15 protein-coding genes are annotated in these 15,566 nt (G+C 63.4%); 14 read left to right on the plus strand and 1 reads right to left on the minus strand.

Features of this window, described 5'->3' with window-relative positions; genetic code table 11:
- Positions 1 to 157: 157 nt before the first annotated feature.
- The 4 genes from phnF (at position 158) to U5A58_RS14080 (ending at position 3,216) form a co-directional block, all read left to right on the plus strand.
- Positions 158 to 913 carry a phosphonate metabolism transcriptional regulator PhnF gene (phnF, locus tag U5A58_RS14065; RefSeq protein ID WP_321911513.1) on the plus strand — a complete coding sequence of 252 codons (756 nt, stop codon included), beginning with the start codon at positions 158 to 160 and terminating at the stop codon, positions 911 to 913.
- Complete coding sequence (locus U5A58_RS14070; protein ID WP_321961854.1) at positions 910 to 1,635, plus strand: DUF1045 domain-containing protein; 726 nt, start codon at positions 910 to 912, stop codon at positions 1,633 to 1,635. Before phnF ends, U5A58_RS14070 begins: the two co-directional genes overlap by 4 nt.
- Positions 1,632 to 2,183 (plus strand): phosphonate metabolism protein/1,5-bisphosphokinase (PRPP-forming) PhnN, encoded by a 552-nt coding sequence (phnN, locus tag U5A58_RS14075; RefSeq protein WP_321934077.1) that lies wholly within the window; start codon positions 1,632 to 1,634, stop codon positions 2,181 to 2,183. Before U5A58_RS14070 ends, phnN begins: the two co-directional genes overlap by 4 nt.
- Before the next feature lie 112 nt (positions 2,184 to 2,295).
- Entirely contained in the window at positions 2,296 to 3,216 is a 921-nt protein-coding gene (locus U5A58_RS14080) for a LysR family transcriptional regulator (protein WP_321961855.1), read from the plus strand.
- A 69-nt stretch (positions 3,217 to 3,285) separates the two neighbouring features.
- On the opposite strand, the gene U5A58_RS14085 is transcribed toward U5A58_RS14080, so the two are convergent.
- Positions 3,286 to 4,110, minus strand: coding sequence for an IclR family transcriptional regulator (locus tag U5A58_RS14085; RefSeq protein ID WP_321911506.1), 825 nt, complete (start codon positions 4,108 to 4,110; stop codon positions 3,286 to 3,288).
- A 645-nt stretch (positions 4,111 to 4,755) separates the two neighbouring features.
- Here U5A58_RS14085 and cyoA point away from each other — a divergent pair.
- The 10 genes from cyoA to U5A58_RS14140 all read left to right on the plus strand — a co-directional run bounded on the left by cyoA (position 4,756) and on the right by U5A58_RS14140 (position 15,531).
- Complete coding sequence (cyoA, locus tag U5A58_RS14090; protein ID WP_321961856.1) at positions 4,756 to 5,649, plus strand: ubiquinol oxidase subunit II; 894 nt, start codon at positions 4,756 to 4,758, stop codon at positions 5,647 to 5,649.
- A gap of 5 nt (positions 5,650 to 5,654) precedes the next feature.
- Entirely contained in the window at positions 5,655 to 7,664 is a 2,010-nt protein-coding gene (gene cyoB, locus U5A58_RS14095; protein ID WP_321961857.1) for a cytochrome o ubiquinol oxidase subunit I, read from the plus strand.
- On the plus strand, positions 7,664 to 8,275 hold the full coding sequence (cyoC, locus tag U5A58_RS14100) for a cytochrome o ubiquinol oxidase subunit III (RefSeq protein WP_321911501.1): 612 nt from the start codon (positions 7,664 to 7,666) through the stop codon (positions 8,273 to 8,275). The genes cyoB and cyoC overlap by 1 nt, the downstream gene beginning before the upstream one ends.
- Entirely contained in the window at positions 8,276 to 8,602 is a 327-nt protein-coding gene (cyoD, locus tag U5A58_RS14105; RefSeq protein ID WP_158760926.1) for a cytochrome o ubiquinol oxidase subunit IV, read from the plus strand.
- A gap of 296 nt (positions 8,603 to 8,898) precedes the next feature.
- A complete protein-coding gene (pcaF, locus tag U5A58_RS14110; RefSeq protein WP_321961858.1) occupies positions 8,899 to 10,101 on the plus strand; it encodes a 3-oxoadipyl-CoA thiolase in 1,203 nt (400 codons plus the stop codon).
- Between the two features lie 1,328 nt (positions 10,102 to 11,429).
- Positions 11,430 to 11,600 (plus strand): Flp family type IVb pilin, encoded by a 171-nt coding sequence (locus U5A58_RS14120; protein ID WP_321961860.1) that lies wholly within the window; start codon positions 11,430 to 11,432, stop codon positions 11,598 to 11,600.
- A 174-nt stretch (positions 11,601 to 11,774) separates the two neighbouring features.
- Complete coding sequence (locus U5A58_RS14125; RefSeq protein ID WP_415774221.1) at positions 11,775 to 12,314, plus strand: A24 family peptidase; 540 nt, start codon at positions 11,775 to 11,777, stop codon at positions 12,312 to 12,314.
- 86 nt (positions 12,315 to 12,400) lie between these two features.
- Entirely contained in the window at positions 12,401 to 13,228 is an 828-nt protein-coding gene (cpaB, locus tag U5A58_RS14130; RefSeq protein WP_321961861.1) for a Flp pilus assembly protein CpaB, read from the plus strand.
- Positions 13,229 to 13,426: 198 nt separating this feature from the next.
- Positions 13,427 to 15,211 (plus strand): type II and III secretion system protein family protein, encoded by a 1,785-nt coding sequence (locus U5A58_RS14135; RefSeq protein ID WP_321961944.1) that lies wholly within the window; start codon positions 13,427 to 13,429, stop codon positions 15,209 to 15,211.
- 20 nt (positions 15,212 to 15,231) lie between these two features.
- Complete coding sequence (locus U5A58_RS14140) at positions 15,232 to 15,531, plus strand: hypothetical protein (protein WP_321961862.1); 300 nt, start codon at positions 15,232 to 15,234, stop codon at positions 15,529 to 15,531.
- The last annotated feature ends 35 nt before the right edge of the window (positions 15,532 to 15,566 follow it).

Consider the following 15,566-nt stretch of genomic DNA (forward strand, 5'->3'; position numbering starts at 1 on the left):
GTCTGCACATCGATTGAACCATCTATTCATCTAAACGTCTAGACGTTTAGTGGTACAGTCGTCCAACGCGAGCGCAACGGAGGTTTTCATATTTCCATCACGCCCTGCGCACTACAATGCACAAAACGCTATTGGAACCGAGAGGAATGACAGCACCATGACATCGAACGACGAGGCGCCGTCCAGCCTGCTTGAGCGCGGCGCGGGGGTGGCGGTGTGGCGGCAGATCGAACAGATCCTCGCGGCTGAGATCGCTGCGAAGGGCTTTGGCGAAGACGGCCGGCTGCCTAGCGAGGGCGAGCTTGCGCGCCGCTTCGACGTGAACCGCCACACGGTGCGGCGCGCGATGCTGGGCCTCGCGGCGCTGGGCCTCGTGAGCGTGGAGCAGGGGCGCGGCACCTTCGTGCAGCCCGGCGCAATCGATTACACCATCGGCAAGCGCACGCGCTTTACGGAGAATCTGAAGCGTCATCAGCATGCGGCGGCGGGCAAGCTGCTCGCGTCGTCGCGCGGCAAGGCGGACCCCACGGTCGCCAAGGCGCTCGGGCTGCGCGCGGGCGCGCTCGTGTACCGGCTCGAAACGCTGCACGAGTCGGATGGCGTGCCGCTCACGTACGCGCGCAGCTGGTATCCCGCCGCGCGCTTCGCCGATCTGCCCGTCGTCATGGAGCGTGTCGACAGTACGTCGAAGGCCCTCGCCGAATACGGCGTGACGGACTATCTGCGCAAGTGGAGCCGTATTGGCAGCGTGCTGCCCGATGCCGAAGTGGCGCGCCGCCTGAACATCAACCGGCAGCAGCCGGTGCTGTGGGTCGAGAACGTCGACGTCGATCTCGACGGCGTGCCGATCAAGTACGGCGTCACGCACTTCGCCGCCGACCGCGTGCAGCTGATGGTGGAGCACGACCTATGAGCGTGCTGCACGAAGCCTTCCGCTCCGCCGCGCGCTTCGCGCTTTACTATGCGCCGCCGCGCGAGTCGGTGTGGTGGCAGGCGGGCTGCGCGTGGCTTGGCCGCGATCCGGAAACCGGCGACACCCTCGCGCCGCCGCCGTGGCTCACCGGCTTGCCGCAGCCGCTGGAAACGCTCACGGTCGCGCCACGCCGCTATGGCTGGCACGGCACCTTCGTGCCGCCGTTCCGTCTCGCGCGAGGCGTCACGCCCACGGCGCTCCTTGCCGCCGCGCAGCAGTGGGCGCAGGAGCAGGCGCGCTTCGAAGCCAACGTCGAGGCGGCGTTGCTCGGCCGTTTCGTGGCGTTGCGCCCCGACGATGCCGGCGAAACCGCATTGCGCGAACTGGCTGCCAACGCACTGCGCGCGCTCGGTTCGCTGCGCGCTCCACAAACGCCCGCCGAACTTGCGAAGCGCCTGGACGCGCCGCTCACGTCGCGCCAGTGCGCGTACGTCGAAGAGTGGGGCTACCCGTACGTGTTCGAAGAATTCCGCTTTCACATGACGCTATCCGATTCGCTGAACGACGCGCAAACGTGCGCACAACTCGTCGATGCCTGGAACACGCAGATGCGCGATGCCGGCCCGCTGCCGGTGCAGGGCGCGGCGCTCTTCGTCGAACCCGAGCCGGGCGCGCCGTTCGCGCTGTGGCGCCGCCTGCCGTTCGCGGGGGAGCGCGCATGAAGGGCGGTCTGATCTACGTAATGGGGCCTTCGGGCGCGGGTAAGGACACGCTGCTGCGGTACGCGCGCGAGCGCCTGTCGGGTCAGGACGTCGTGTTCGCGCATCGCTACATCACGCGCGAGGACAGCGGCGGCGAGAACCACGTCGCGCTCACCGAAACCGAGTTCGAGGCGCGCTCGCAGCGCGGCCTCTTCGCGCTGCAATGGCGCAGCCATGCATTGCACTATGGCGTGGGCGTCGAGATCGACCAGTGGATGACGCTTGGCTGCACCGTCGTGGTGAACGGCTCGCGTGCCTACGCCGGCGAGGCGTTCGAGCGCTACCCGCGCATGACGCTCGTGCATATCGAGGCCGCGCAGCACGTGCTGGCCGCGCGCCTCGCTTCCCGCGCGCGCGAAACGCCCGAGCAGGTTGCGGCGCGCCTCGCGCGGCGCGCGCCGTTCGAGGTGCCGGCGGGCGCGGCGTTCGCGCGTATCGACAACTCCGGGCATCTGGAGGAAGCGGGCGAGGCGTTCGTCGAACTCGTGCGGCAGGCGGCGGCGGGGTAGCCAGCGCCGCGCTTAACAGCCGCTTAAGGGCTCGAACGGGCTGGGGGATTTTTGGTTGGGTGCGGTTGCCGTGAGAAGATTCAGGCGACCCGAGAACTCAACGAGAATGCCCTTGGACCGTTTCCAGGAGATGCAGATTTTCACGCGCATCGTCGACCGCCGCAGCTTCACGCAGGCGGCCGAGGATCTGAACCTGCCGCGCGCGACGGTCACCAATTCGATCAAGCGTCTCGAAGCGCGCCTGGGCGTGCGCCTGCTCGAGCGCACCACGCGCCAGGTGAAGCCGACGCTCGACGGCGACGCCTATTACCAGCGCTGCATGCGCCTGCTCGCCGACCTCGAGGAAACCGAGGAGGCGTTTCGCGACACCGATCCGCAGGGGCGTTTGCGCGTGAACATGCAGGGCACGCTCACGCAGTATTTCGTGATGCCGCGCCTGCCCGACTTTCTCGCGCGCTACCCGCGCATCGAGCTTTTTATCGGCTCGGGCGACCACTTCGTCGATCTCGTGCGCGAGGGCGTGGACTGCGTGCTGCGCGCGGGCGAACTGGCCGACTCGTCGATGATCGCGCGGCGCGTGGCGCTGCTCGAGCAGGTGACCTGTGCGAGCCCCGCGTATCTCGAACGGCACGGCGACCCGGAGTCGATCGAGGCGCTCGCGGGCACACGCACGGAACATCCTGGCCGCGCAGGCCATCGGGCCGTGAACTATGTTTCGCCGGCGACGGGCCGTGCACTTCCGCTCGAATTCACGACGCCCGAAGGTGTCCTCAACGTGACGCTGCCGGGTCCAGTGGCCGTGAATGGCGCGGAACTCTACACGTCAGGCGCGCTGGCGGGGCTCGGCATCGTGCAGGTGCCGCGCTATCGCGTGCGCGAACTGCTCGCGAGCGGCGAGCTTTGCGTGGTGCTGCCTGACCACCCGCCGCCGCCGTTGCCAGTTTCGGTGCTGTATCCGCAGAACCGCCAGCTGTCGCTGCGCGTGCGCGCTTTCGCGGACTGGCTCGTGCAGGTGTTTGCCGAGGTCGCCTGAAATGGCTTCGAGCGCGCCGGGTGGCGCGCTCAGTTGCGAGAAGTTGCGGGAAGCGGCGAACAGTCGCCTTCAGGTGCGCCGCGCGACCATGCCGGACACGCGCGCCGCGGCTTGCTGAAGCGGATCGAGGAAGGTCTTCACCATCTGCTTGGCGGAAGTGCGCTGCGCGTTGCCGCTGATGTTCATCGCGGCGATCACGCGGCCTTGCCGGTTGCGAATGGGCGCGGAGATCGAGATGAGCCCGCCTTCCAGTTCCTGATCGACGATCGCCCAGCCCTGCTGGCGCACCTGCGCGATGATCTTCTTGAGTTCGCCAACGTCGGTGACCGTGCGCGCCGTATGCGCGTAGAGCGGCGAGGAGCCGAGCGTTTCGTCGAGCGCGGCGTCGTCGAGCGAGGCGAGCAGCACACGCCCCATCGAGGTGCAATACGCAGGCAGGCGGCTGCCGATCGAGAGGTTGATCGTCATGATCTTGTGCGTGGGCACGCGCAGCACGTAGACGATCTCGGTGCGGTCGAGCACAGCCGCCGAGCAGCTCTCGTGCACCTCCTGCGAAAGCGCCTCCATCACCGGCTCGGCGAGATTCCAGAACGGCATCGACGTGAGGTACGCGAAGCCGAGGTCGAGAATGCGCGGGGTGAGGCGAAAGAGCCGCCCCTCCGCTTCGACGTAGCCGAGCGTCTGCAGCGTGAGCAGAATTCGGCGCGCCCCGGCGCGCGTGAGGCCCGTGGCGGCGGCGACGTCGGTCAAGGTCTGCTCCGGATGCTCGGCGTTGAACGCGCGGATGACCGAAAGCCCGCGCGCGAACGACTGCACATAGGAGTCGCCCGGCTTTTCGGGGATCTCCTGCTGGTCGGCGGAGCGGTTTGGCGAGGCACTGGAAGCGGAATTCATGGGCGTGGCGGTCGATCTTGCTGCGGCGCTTGGGAGGCTATCAAGATAGCGCAAGCGATCGGTTTCGCCAACAAGCGGCGGGGTTGAAGGGGGCACAAACCTTCGGGGCGGGGCGCCCGAGCAAACGTCGATCGCACGGCGTGCCATGACATGCGTCAAATGCGCACATTGGATCAATTGACATTCAATTATTTGATTTCAGTCAATTAACTGTGGTCGAAAAATATTGACGTATGAGCCGATTATTTAAGTCTGAATATTGGCATGTCATGACATTAAAATCAGGATAAAAGCGACGTCGAAATTCGAATGAATTGGCATATTTTCTGACAATTCGTCGGCAGCTCCGCGCATCACTTCGATCCCCTTCTTTGCCTGCGCGTGCACAGGGCGTCGTGCTGAAACCGCCGTGCAGCGGCCGTTCTCGGTATGAAAGCTATTAGAAAGATAATTGCGGCTTTCCGTCGCGCTTGCCTGGGCGAGCTTTGTCCCGCTCGCGAATCCTTAGCAAAGATCAAATTTTGAGATTGGTGCTTTCCGTAGAATCGCGCTGAATACGATACGGGTGCATTTTGCGTGGCGATTTTGCGATGCAAATGTGTTGGGTGTTTCGCGTTTTGGTGGACAACGGAAGAACAGGCAAACATGAAAGACAGAAAAGCCTTTAAAAGGTGGTTAATCCCCCTCGGCAGCGGGCTGCTCGTTTCTCTTGCGGGGTGCAGCGGCAATTTCGCCGTGCTGGACCCGAAGGGCAGCGTGGGCGCGGCCGAGAAGTCGCTCATCCTCACGGCCACGTGGGCCATGCTGCTGGTCGTGGTGCCCGTGATCATCCTGACGCTCGTGTTCGCGTGGCGCTACCGCGCTTCGAACCGCAACGCGACCTACGCGCCGAAGTGGGCCCACTCCACGGCGATCGAAGTGGTGGTCTGGGCCATTCCGGCCGCGATCATTCTGTTCCTCGCCATCCTCACGTGGCGCACCTCGCACGAACTCGACCCGTACAAGCCGCTGGAGTCGAGTGTGAAGCCCATCAACGTCGAAGTCGTCGCGCTCGACTGGAAGTGGCTCTTCATCTACCCGGACCTCGGCATTGCCACGGTGAACCAGCTTGCAGTGCCGGTGGGCACGCCGGTCAACTTCCGCATCACGTCGGACGCGGTGATGAACTCGTTCTTCATCCCGCAGCTGGGCACCCAGGTCTACGCCATGGCGGGTATGCAAACGCGTCTGCACCTGATCGCCGACGAAGCAGGCGATTTCGACGGTCTCTCGTCCAACTACAGCGGCAAGGGCTTCTCGGACATGAAGTTCCGCACGCTCGCCACGAGCCAGCAGGACTTCGACGCGTGGGTGCAGAAGGTGAAGGCGTCGTCCACCCAGCTTTCGATGGACGAGTACGCAACGGTTGCGAAGCCGCAGGAGAAGGCGCCGGTGCAGTACTTCTCGACCGTCGACCCGAAGCTCTTCAATAACATCATCGCGAAGTACAACAACGGGCACGTCACGAATTTTGACCCGTCTTGCGTGACCAAGGGGTAAGCAGCATGTTCGGAAAACTCACATTAGAGGCGATCCCGTTCGATCAGCCCATCATTGTGATCGCGGCGGCGTTCATGGCGCTGATCGTGATCAGCGCGCTCGGTCTCGTTACGGTGACTGGCAAGTGGAAGTACATCTGGACCGAGTGGCTCACCAGCGTGGACCACAAACGCATTGGCGTGATGTACATGATCGTGGCGGTGCTCATGCTCGTGCGCGGCTTCACCGACGCGGTCATGATGCGCGTGCAGCAGGCCCTGGCGTTCAATTCGCCCGGCTACCTGCCGCCACACCACTTCGACCAGATCTTCACGGCGCACGGCGTCATCATGATCTTCTTCATGGCGATGGCGCTCATGGTCGGTTTCTTCAACCTTGTCGTGCCCCAGCAGATCGGCGCGCGCGACGTGGCGTTCCCGTTCCTGAACTCGCTTTCGTTCTGGATGACGGTGTTCAGCGCGATCCTCATTAACCTGTCGCTCGTGATTGGCGAGTTCGCGAAGGTGGGCTGGCTTGCGTATCCGCCGCTTTCCGAGTTGCAGTTCAGTCCGGACGTGGGGGTGGATTACTACATCTGGGCGGTCCAGCTCTCCGGCGTCGGCACCTTGATCACGGGCGTGAACTTCTTCGTCACGATCATCAAGATGCGCGCGCCGGGCATGACGCTCATGAAGATGCCGGTGTTCACGTGGACGGCGCTGTGCTCGAACGTGCTCATCATGGCCACGTTCCCGATCCTCACGATCGCCGTGGCGCTGCTTGGCCTCGACCGCTACGTCGGCACGCACTTCTTCACGAACGACGGCGGCGGCAACGCCATGCTGTATCTGAACCTGATCTGGGCGTGGGGCCACCCCGAGGTGTACATCCTCGTGCTGCCTGCGTTCGGCATCTATTCGGAAGTGATGGCCACGTTCTGCAAGAAGCCGCTGTTTGGCTACAAGACGATGGTCTACGCCTCGTGCGCGATCATGGTGCTGGCGTTCCTCGTGTGGGCGCACCACTTCTTCACGATGGGCTCGGGCGCCGACGTCAACGCGTTCTTCGGCATCGCGACGATGATCATCGCCATTCCAACCGGCGTGAAGATCTTCAACTGGCTGTTCACGATGTATCGCGGCCGCGTCCATTTCACCGCGCCGGTGCTCTGGACCATCGGCTTCATGGTGACGTTCTCGATCGGCGGCATGACCGGCGTGATGATGGCGATTCCGGGTGCGGACTTCGTGCTGCACAACTCGCTCTTCCTCGTCGCGCACTTCCATAACGCCATTATCGGCGGCGTGGTGTTTGGCTACCTCGCGGGCCTGCAGTACTGGTTCCCGAAGGTGTTTGGCCTGAAGCCGAGCGAAAAGCTCGGCAAGGCGTCGTTCTGGTGCTGGTTCATCGGCTTCTACGTGGCCTTCGTGCCGATCTATGTACTCGGCTTCATGGGCGCCACGCGCCGCACGAATCACTACGACGTGCCGGAATGGCATCCGTACTTCGTCGTTGCCGCCATTGGCGCAGCGATCATCGGGCTCGGCATCGTGTTCCAGGTCCTGCTGTGGGTGATGGCTTTCGTGAACCGCAACAAGGCTGAGTGCCAGGACGTGAATGGCGATCCGTGGGACGGCCGCACGCTCGAATGGGCAACGTCCTCGCCGCCGGCGGTCTACAACTTCGCGATCATTCCGCAGGTTGAGGAGATCGACGCCTTCGCGCATATGAAGGAAACGGGCCGCGGGTACGGGCTCGCCGCGAAATACACGGACATCCATATGCCGTCCAACACGGCGGCGGGCCTCATCATCGGCATTCTTAGCCTCGTGCTGGGCTTTGCCGCCGTTTGGCACATCACGTGGCTTGCGGTGCTCGCCTTCGTCGGCATTGTGCTGACGATCATCATCAAGAGCTTTGGCAAGAACGACGGTTACTACATTCCGGCCGCGAAGGTCCGCGAGATCGAGGAACGGCGCTTCGGCACCGGCGTCGCCGTGGCCAAGCGTGACCTGGTCGCCGAGGAGGCAATCTGATGTTGCAGAAAACCAATGCGGCAACCCTTGCCGAACTCGATCACCACGATCATCCTGAGTCGCACTCGGTATTCGGCTTCTGGGTCTACCTGATGACCGACTGCGTGTTGTTCGCGGCGCTGTTCGCCACGTTCGGCGTGCTGGGCCACCAGTTCGCGGGCGGCCCGACGGGCAAGGACCTGTTCGATATTCCGGGTGTTGCGCTCGAAACGGCCGTGCTGCTGCTTTCGAGCATCACATACGGCTTCGCGATGCTCGGCGCGCAGCAGCGCAAGAACGGCATGGTGCTCGGCTGGCTCGCCGTCACCTTCGTGCTGGGGGCGTCGTTCCTCGTGCTCGAACTGCGCGAGTTCTCGCACCTGATCGCAGAAGGCGCCGGCCCGCAACGCAGCGCGTTCCTTTCGTCGTTCTTCACGCTTGTCGCCACGCACGGCCTGCACGTGTTCTTTGGCCTCGTGTGGATGCTCGTGATGATGATCCAGGTGGTTCGCGCGCGGCAGCTCGGCGAGCAGGAAATCCGCCGCCTCACGTGCCTGAGCCTCTTCTGGCACTTTCTCGACGTGGTGTGGATCTGCGTGTTTTCTTTTGTCTATCTGGGGAGCGTGCTCTAAATGGCTCAATCTCATGCTCATGCAGAGTCGCACGGCAGCCTCGGCAGCTATGTGGCGGGCTTCATTCTTTCTGTGCTGCTGACTGCCGGCGCATTCGGCGTTGTCCTGCACGGCTCACTCGACGCCACCACGGCCATGATCGCGATCGCCGTGCTCGCCTTCGTGCAGGTGGTCGTACACCTTGTGTTCTTCCTGCATCTGAACACGTCGCCGGGGCAGGGCTGGAACGTGCTGTCGCTCGCGTACACGGTGCTGGCCGCCGCATTCCTGATCTTCGGCACGATCTGGGTCATGCACAACGTCGGCATGCTCATGATGTCGCGTTAAGCGTTAGACGCACTGGCCGGCGCTTCGCGCCCGCCTGAACTCGCGAAGCCGCACGGGCACTCGCCCTGTGCGGCTTTTTCGCTTTTGGCGCCACATGTCCGCGTGCTTGACACCCGTCCCAGGACGCGCCTATTATGGCCGTCAAATTGTTCGATTAACGATCATTGGTTCGCTAGTCGAACAAATCGCACGAGGACGTGCGCGTTCGATCTCCCATTTTCGCCCGCGCAGTCAGTCAATCTCAATCATCTTGGCATGGGATCGCATCAAGAGCCTGCGATCGAAAGGAGACTCACATGACGGAAGCATTCATCTGCGACGCGATTCGCACGCCTATCGGCCGCTACGCGGGCGCGCTTGCTCAGGTTCGCGCCGACGACCTCGGCGCCGTGCCGCTCAAGGCGCTCATGGAGCGCAACAAGGACGTGGACTGGACGGCGGTCGACGACGTCATCTACGGTTGTGCGAACCAGGCAGGCGAGGACAACCGTAACGTCGCACGCATGTCGTCGCTGCTGGCTGGCTTGCCGCAAGCCGTGCCGGGCTCGACGGTGAACCGCCTGTGCGGTTCCGGCATGGACGCTGTGGGCATTGCCGCGCGCGCGCTGAAGTCCGGCGAAACCGGGCTGATGATTGCGGGCGGCGTGGAAAGCATGAGCCGCGCGCCGTTCGTCATGGGCAAGGCGGCGAGCGCCTTCGCTCGCGATGCCGCGATCTACGATACGACGATTGGCTGGCGCTTCGTCAATCCGCTGATGAAGCAGCAATACGGCGTGGACTCGATGCCGGAAACGGGCGAGAACGTCGCGGTCGACTACAACGTGAGCCGTGCCGATCAAGATGCGTTTGCGGTTCGCAGCCAGCAAAAGGCGGCGCGCGCGCAGGCCGACGGCACGCTGGCGCAGGAGATCGTCGCGGTGACGATTGCGCAGAAGAAGGGCGATCCGATTGTTTTCTCGCGTGACGAGCATCCGCGTGAGACGAGCCTCGAAGCGCTGGCCAAGCTCAAGGGCGTCGTGCGCCCGGACGGTTCGGTCACGGCTGGCAATGCTTCGGGTGTGAACGACGGCGCTTGTGCGCTGCTGCTCGCCAATGAGGAAAACGCCAAGCGCTTCGGGCTCGTGCCGCGTGCGCGCGTGCTGGGCATCGCAACGGCCGGCGTCGCGCCGCGTGTGATGGGCATCGGTCCCGCGCCCGCTACGCAGAAACTCCTCGCACGTCTGAACATGACCATCGATCAGTTCGATGTCATCGAGCTGAACGAAGCTTTTGCTTCGCAAGGGCTCGCTGTGCTGCGCATGCTCGGCGTTGCCGATGACGATCCTCGTGTCAATCCCAATGGCGGCGCGATTGCGCTTGGGCATCCGCTTGGGATGAGCGGCGCGCGGCTCGTGACGACCGCAACGTATCAGCTCCATCGCACGCAAGGGCGCTTCGCGCTTTGCACGATGTGTATCGGCGTGGGACAGGGGATTGCGATTGCTATCGAGCGTGTCTGATTTTCGGTCGCTCTGAAACGCGAAAGCCGCGGATCGATTGGATCCGCGGCTTTTTTGTTGTGCTGTGCGCCCTGGTTTTTCCTCGGCGCGGTGTCGCTCAGGTTGGGTCGGCCAGGTGCGGCAGCGACGGCAACGCCGAACGGTCTGCCGCTCTGGCGTCGCCCTTGTCACGGTCCGCCGAGATGTGGCTGTTCGTTTCGCTCAAGCCGCGCTCGCTCATATGACTTGCCGACCTTCCGTCCGCATGGAGACTGTGGCCGCGCGCGTGATGTCCCGCCCGGTCGCCCGCTCGCGCGAGTCCCTTGTCACGGTCCGCCGAAACGTGGCTGTTCGTGTTGCTGAACCCCGTGTGGCTCATATGGCCAAATGACATCCCATCCGCATGGCCAACACCCGCGCCCAACGCGGCGCCATGGCCGTTTCCACCACCGTTCCCACCGCCGTTCCCGCCACCGCTGCCACCGCCGTTCCCGCCTCCGTGCGCATAAGCCGTAGCCGAAGCGCAAGCCAGCAAGCAGGCCGCCGTTGCAATGATCGTTCGTGCTTTTCTCACGTTTGTCTCCCTAACGCTTTCGACGCGTCGATTGTATGAGCAGCACCGGTCGCAAGGTGTGCCCCATGTGTAATCGTCTGTAAGTGCTGTATCGAGTCTGTTGGTGTTGTCTCTCGTTGCGGTTGCACGACAGTGCTGGACGTTTGGTGTGCCAACTTACAAAAGCCCGCGACATGGCTCTCCTGCATCCTGGCTGGGCAATCTCGTGTGCGCGTAAGGGATTCCACTCATATCGGTCCGCCATCCGCTGGTGCACTGCGTCGGTGCGTATCTGCTTCGTGTAGATAGTTGTTAAGTCAAGCAAAATTTTCGTGGTCAGAGGCAATCTTTTTGACTGAATGATAGAAATAGTGCTTAAAAACAGGCATAAAAAAATATGGATGCCTAAATAAATGGGAGTTTAAGATATCGCAATGGAAACGCTTCCGCCTATTGTGGAAGCGTTTCCGGCCGTTTCCAGCGTTGCTACAAGTTGCATAAGAACTAACCCGTGCTTGTGGCCGATACTCGTTGATTTTCTACTGGCTTCCCCTGATATCGCTTACCCGAGAGCCTTATCTCGCGCGGTTCATCGGTTTCTGAAGGCCTTTGTTCAATGGAGGATTTAGCTAAAAGCGCGCCGCAGACAAACCGTTCATAAACGTTGCTGAGCGCACAATTCCCCGGTGAGAAATCAACTAAAAAGTAATCACCTGCTCGACGAACTCGTTGATCGAATCACACGAGAAGACGGGCAGGTCGGGGTGACCAATTTATCAATCAAATGGAGTTAGACATGCAAAACATCATCGCTACGGCCAAGCGCTTCATCAACGACGAAGAAGGCGCAACGGCAGTCGAGTACGGTTTGATCGTCGCACTGATCGCTGCGGTCATCGTGACCACTGTCAAGACGCTCGGCGGACAGATCAACACGGCATTCCAGGCAATCGTGACCGCGCTGTAACCGCAGCATCGTTCGGGGGGCGCCTGAAGGCGTCCACCCGAATACGAATAAATGACCACATGTCCGGCGATCGGTGTGCCGGACGATAGAACAAGCAGCGCGCCGGGCGTGTCCAGCCAAGAGACACCTTCCCGCAACCGCTTGAACTACATAAAAACCGAAACGGGGTAGACCATGATCATCGCGCAACTTCCGCCGCAGCCCATTCCGCTTGCGGTGACATTGACCGTAGTGCTGGCGGCCAGCACAGACCTCACGGCACGCCGCGTACCCAATCCTTTGATCGCATTCGGGCTGATCGCATCGCTTGTGGTGCAGATCTGGCTGAGCGGCCCGCTCGCGGGTTTCGCCCAATGGATCGAGGGCGTTCTCGCGGGCTTCGCCCTGCTCTTTCCTGTTTATCTGCTCGGCGGCACAGCCGCGGGCGATGTGAAGCTCCTGATGCTCGTCGGCGCCTGGGTCGGAGCCGAGGCCACCTTGTCCGTCGCGATCATGACCTTCCTCTTCGGCGGCGGCTGGGCGCTCGCACTGGTTCTCGTGCGCGGACGGCTTCCGAGGCTGCTCGGCAACGTCGCATGCCTGTTCGGCTCGCTGCGCTACGGCCGCCGCAAGCTGATTCGCCTGGACGAGATTCCGGGCGGGTCGGTCGGCATGATTCCCTATGCGGCCGCCATTGCTGCCGGGACCATCGTCGTGCTATCCCGCGCCGCATAGTCCGGCCGCTCAAACCCACTCACACGCAATTAGCCAGGCGCCGCACGGCATGTCGCCGAACGACGCAATTTGATTAGGAGGACGACATGAAAAACAGGCGAGCTCTTTCCATGCTGGCAATCGCCATGCTTACCGGCTTTGCCGCGGTGCTATTCGCGTCGCGATGGCTCATTCAGACATCATCGGGGACAACGGTGCCCGTTACCGTCGCTGCCGACGACATCAATCTCGGCCAGCCGCTGAACGAAGCGATGGTTCGCACCATCAACTGGCCGAGGGACAGCGTCCCGCCCGGCGCTTTTGCTATCCCCAAGTCGCTCGATGGGCGCGTGGTGCGCACGAGTCTCACGCGCGGCGAACCGGTGCTCGAGTCGAAGCTCGCGCCGGTGGGAACGAAAGGCGGTCTCTCGGCTGTGATTGGCGAAGGGCACCGCGCGATTACGGTGCGCGTGAACGACGTGGTGGGCGTGGCGGGTTTCACGCTGCCGGGCAACTATGTCGACGTGATCGTGAATACCCAGCAGGGCGCCAACCACAACGAAGGTCAAAGCATCTCCAAGATCGTCCTCGAAAAGATCCTCGTGCTGGCCGTGGCGCAGCAGGTCAATCGCGACGATACCGCGCCGAAGGTCGTCAACGCGGTCACTCTCGAAGTGACGCCGGAACAGGCGGAGCAACTCGATCTCGCGCGCAGCGTCGGCACGTTGTCGCTGGTGCTGCGCAACCAGGTGGACCACGACATGCTCAAGACGGACGGTGCGACCAAGCAAACGCTGCTTGGCCAGCCGGTGCCCGTTCCACTGCCGGTTGAAGCGCCCAAGCCGGTGAAGGTGAAGTATCACGCACGTGTGGCGCCGAAACGAGACTGCGTCGGCGTGCTTTCGGGTGTGCAGGGAAGTCAGGAATGCTTTTGAATCCATCTGGAGCGGCTACGCACGTTAGATGCGAGCCGTGACAGGTACATAACGTGAGGAGCGTGTGGATGCCGATCCACACCCTCTGCTACGGGGGACCACAAGATGAACGACCATAAAGTAAAGCGGCTCGGGACCGACCAGCGAGGTCACCGTCCATGGACGATCGCCACGGCGATCTGGGTCAGCGCCGGCCTCATGTGTGCGGGACCCGCAGGCGCACAGGTGGCGGCCGAAGAGGGCGCACTCTCGAAGGGCACCGCCGCCGCGCCGATGCAAATGGGGCAGATCGGCAAAGGACCGATGCAGATGACAATCAGCATGGGGCCGACGCCGGGCAGCGCCGGCGCGCCCAAGGCAGTCGCCGGGCCGCTGCGCGGGCCGAACTGCGCGGGGGAGATCAGCGGCGAGCGCAGTGTCGTCGTGCCGCTCGGCAAATCGATTCTCGTGCCCGTTGACGAGCCGGTGCGCAACCGCACGCTCGGCAACCCCGAGATCGCGCAGGCCACGATGGTGTCGCCCAAGACGCTCTATCTCGTCGGCCAGTCGGTGGGCACGACCAACATGATCGTGCAGGGCCGCAGCGGGACGTGCCAGGTGATCGACGTGATCGTGAGCGCGGACGCGGGCGGCCTGCACCAGGCGCTTGCGCAGCTTCTGCCCGACGAGCGCGACATTCGCGTTTCCACGGCCGCCGACAATCTCGTGCTCGCCGGACACGTGTCGAGCGCCCAGGCGGCGCAGCAGGCCGTCGAAATCGCGAAGGTGTTCGGTGTGACCCCGGCGGGCGCCCCGGGCGCCAACACGAAGACGGGCGGCGTGATCAACATGCTCACCGTCGATTCGCCGCAGCAGGTCATGCTCGAAGTGAAGGTGGCCGAAGTCGACAAGACGCTGATCGACCAGCTCGGCTCGGCGATCAACATCCAGGGCGGCTTCGGGTCCTGGACCGGTGCGCTCGTGAGTAATTTGCTCGCGGGCGTGTCGAGTGCATTCGCGTTTTCGAAGGCGAACAACAAGCCGTTCCAGCTCGCCATGGATGCGCAGAAAACCGACCAGCTCGTCAAGATTCTCGCCGAACCGAATCTCGTGACGATCAGCGGCCAGGAGGCGACCTTCCTGGCGGGCGGCGAGGTCTTCATTCCCGTGCCGCAAAGCGGCGGCGGCTCCGGTGCCAACGTGTACACGCTGCAGAAGGAGGAGTTCGGCGTGGGGCTCAAGTTCACGCCCACGGTGGTCGGCAACGGCCGCATCAACCTCAAGGTGGCCCCGGAGGTGTCGGAGCTGTCGCCGACGGGCGTCACGCTGACCGCGTCGAACATCAACGGCTCGACGATCCTGCCGCTCATCACGACGCGGCGCGCCTCGACGACCGTGCAGATGGCCGACGGCGAGTCTTTCGCCATCGGCGGCCTCATCAGCAACAACATCACGGGTTCGCTCAAGGCGATTCCGGGCCTCGGCGAGCTTCCCGTGCTCGGGGCGCTGATGCGCAGCACGTCGTTCCAGCAGGACCGCTCCGAGTTGCTCTTCATCATCACGCCGCATCTCGTGAGGCCGGTGAAGTCGCTCGCACAGTTGCCGATGCCGACCGACAGCTTCACGCAGGTCAACGAAGCCGATGTGTACGCGACCGGCAACATGGAAGGGCGTCATGCACGCGACACAGGCCGCTTTGCGCCTGCCGCGCCGCAGTCCGCGCAACCGCAGCAGCCTGCCGGCACGCCGCAGCCCGCTCCGTCGGCACCGTCGGCACCGGCCCAGCCCGCGGCGGGAAGCGTTCCGGCGACGCCGGTCGCACGCCCGGCGACAGTCGGCGAAATGGCGCCCCCGCACGAGAGCGATGCCGTGGTCGTCGCGCAGGCCGTCGCCACCCAGCCGGTCACTGCGGCCCCGCTCACGCCGCCGCAGCCGCCAGGCGACGCTCAGCGTATCGAGCGTGACGCTGCCCGCATCGCCGCGACCGCAGCCGAAGTTCACTGATCCGTGCCCAGGGGAACGTCATGACACTCAAACTTATCGCCTTCATTCGCCAGGCACTGCTGATCGTGCCGCTAGCGGCCGCACTCGGTGGCTGCATGACCAGCACGCCCATCTGGGACGCGCACTTCGGCGACGCCGTGAGGACGTCGATGCGCGCGCAGATCATCGATCCCGACGCCGCGCAGCACGCCTCGTCGCCGCTGAGCATCGACGGCAAAGCGGCAGACTCGGCGATGACGCTCTACGACAAGTCTTACCAGCAGCCGCCTGTCGCCGACCACGCCTACTCGATGGGCGTGAACGGGAGCGCCGGCCAGTGAGGCGGCCGGCGTGGGAGACCCGCGGGCAATCTTCA

The organism is Paraburkholderia sp. J7 (assembly GCF_905220155.1).
GTDB lineage: Bacteria > Pseudomonadota > Gammaproteobacteria > Burkholderiales > Burkholderiaceae > Paraburkholderia.

What these genes read in the sequence shown, in the direction of transcription:
- cpaB (WP_321961861.1), top strand. Translation starts at nt 12,401, where the DNA reads ATGAAAAACAGGCGAGCTCTTTCCATGCTGGCAATCGCCATGCTTACC.
- cyoA (WP_321961856.1), top strand. Translation starts at nt 4,756, where the DNA reads ATGAAAGACAGAAAAGCCTTTAAAAGGTGGTTAATCCCCCTCGGCAGC.
- pcaF (WP_321961858.1), top strand. Translation starts at nt 8,899, where the DNA reads ATGACGGAAGCATTCATCTGCGACGCGATTCGCACGCCTATCGGCCGC.
- U5A58_RS14140 (WP_321961862.1), top strand. Translation starts at nt 15,232, where the DNA reads ATGACACTCAAACTTATCGCCTTCATTCGCCAGGCACTGCTGATCGTG.
- U5A58_RS14085 (WP_321911506.1), bottom strand. Translation starts at nt 4,110, where the DNA reads ATGAATTCCGCTTCCAGTGCCTCGCCAAACCGCTCCGCCGACCAGCAG.
- U5A58_RS14125 (WP_415774221.1), top strand. Translation starts at nt 11,775, where the DNA reads ATGATCATCGCGCAACTTCCGCCGCAGCCCATTCCGCTTGCGGTGACA.
- cyoD (WP_158760926.1), top strand. Translation starts at nt 8,276, where the DNA reads ATGGCTCAATCTCATGCTCATGCAGAGTCGCACGGCAGCCTCGGCAGC.
- phnN (WP_321934077.1), top strand. Translation starts at nt 1,632, where the DNA reads ATGAAGGGCGGTCTGATCTACGTAATGGGGCCTTCGGGCGCGGGTAAG.
- U5A58_RS14135 (WP_321961944.1), top strand. Translation starts at nt 13,427, where the DNA reads ATGTGTGCGGGACCCGCAGGCGCACAGGTGGCGGCCGAAGAGGGCGCA.
- cyoC (WP_321911501.1), top strand. Translation starts at nt 7,664, where the DNA reads ATGTTGCAGAAAACCAATGCGGCAACCCTTGCCGAACTCGATCACCAC.
- U5A58_RS14070 (WP_321961854.1), top strand. Translation starts at nt 910, where the DNA reads ATGAGCGTGCTGCACGAAGCCTTCCGCTCCGCCGCGCGCTTCGCGCTT.
- cyoB (WP_321961857.1), top strand. Translation starts at nt 5,655, where the DNA reads ATGTTCGGAAAACTCACATTAGAGGCGATCCCGTTCGATCAGCCCATC.
- phnF (WP_321911513.1), top strand. Translation starts at nt 158, where the DNA reads ATGACATCGAACGACGAGGCGCCGTCCAGCCTGCTTGAGCGCGGCGCG.
- U5A58_RS14120 (WP_321961860.1), top strand. Translation starts at nt 11,430, where the DNA reads ATGCAAAACATCATCGCTACGGCCAAGCGCTTCATCAACGACGAAGAA.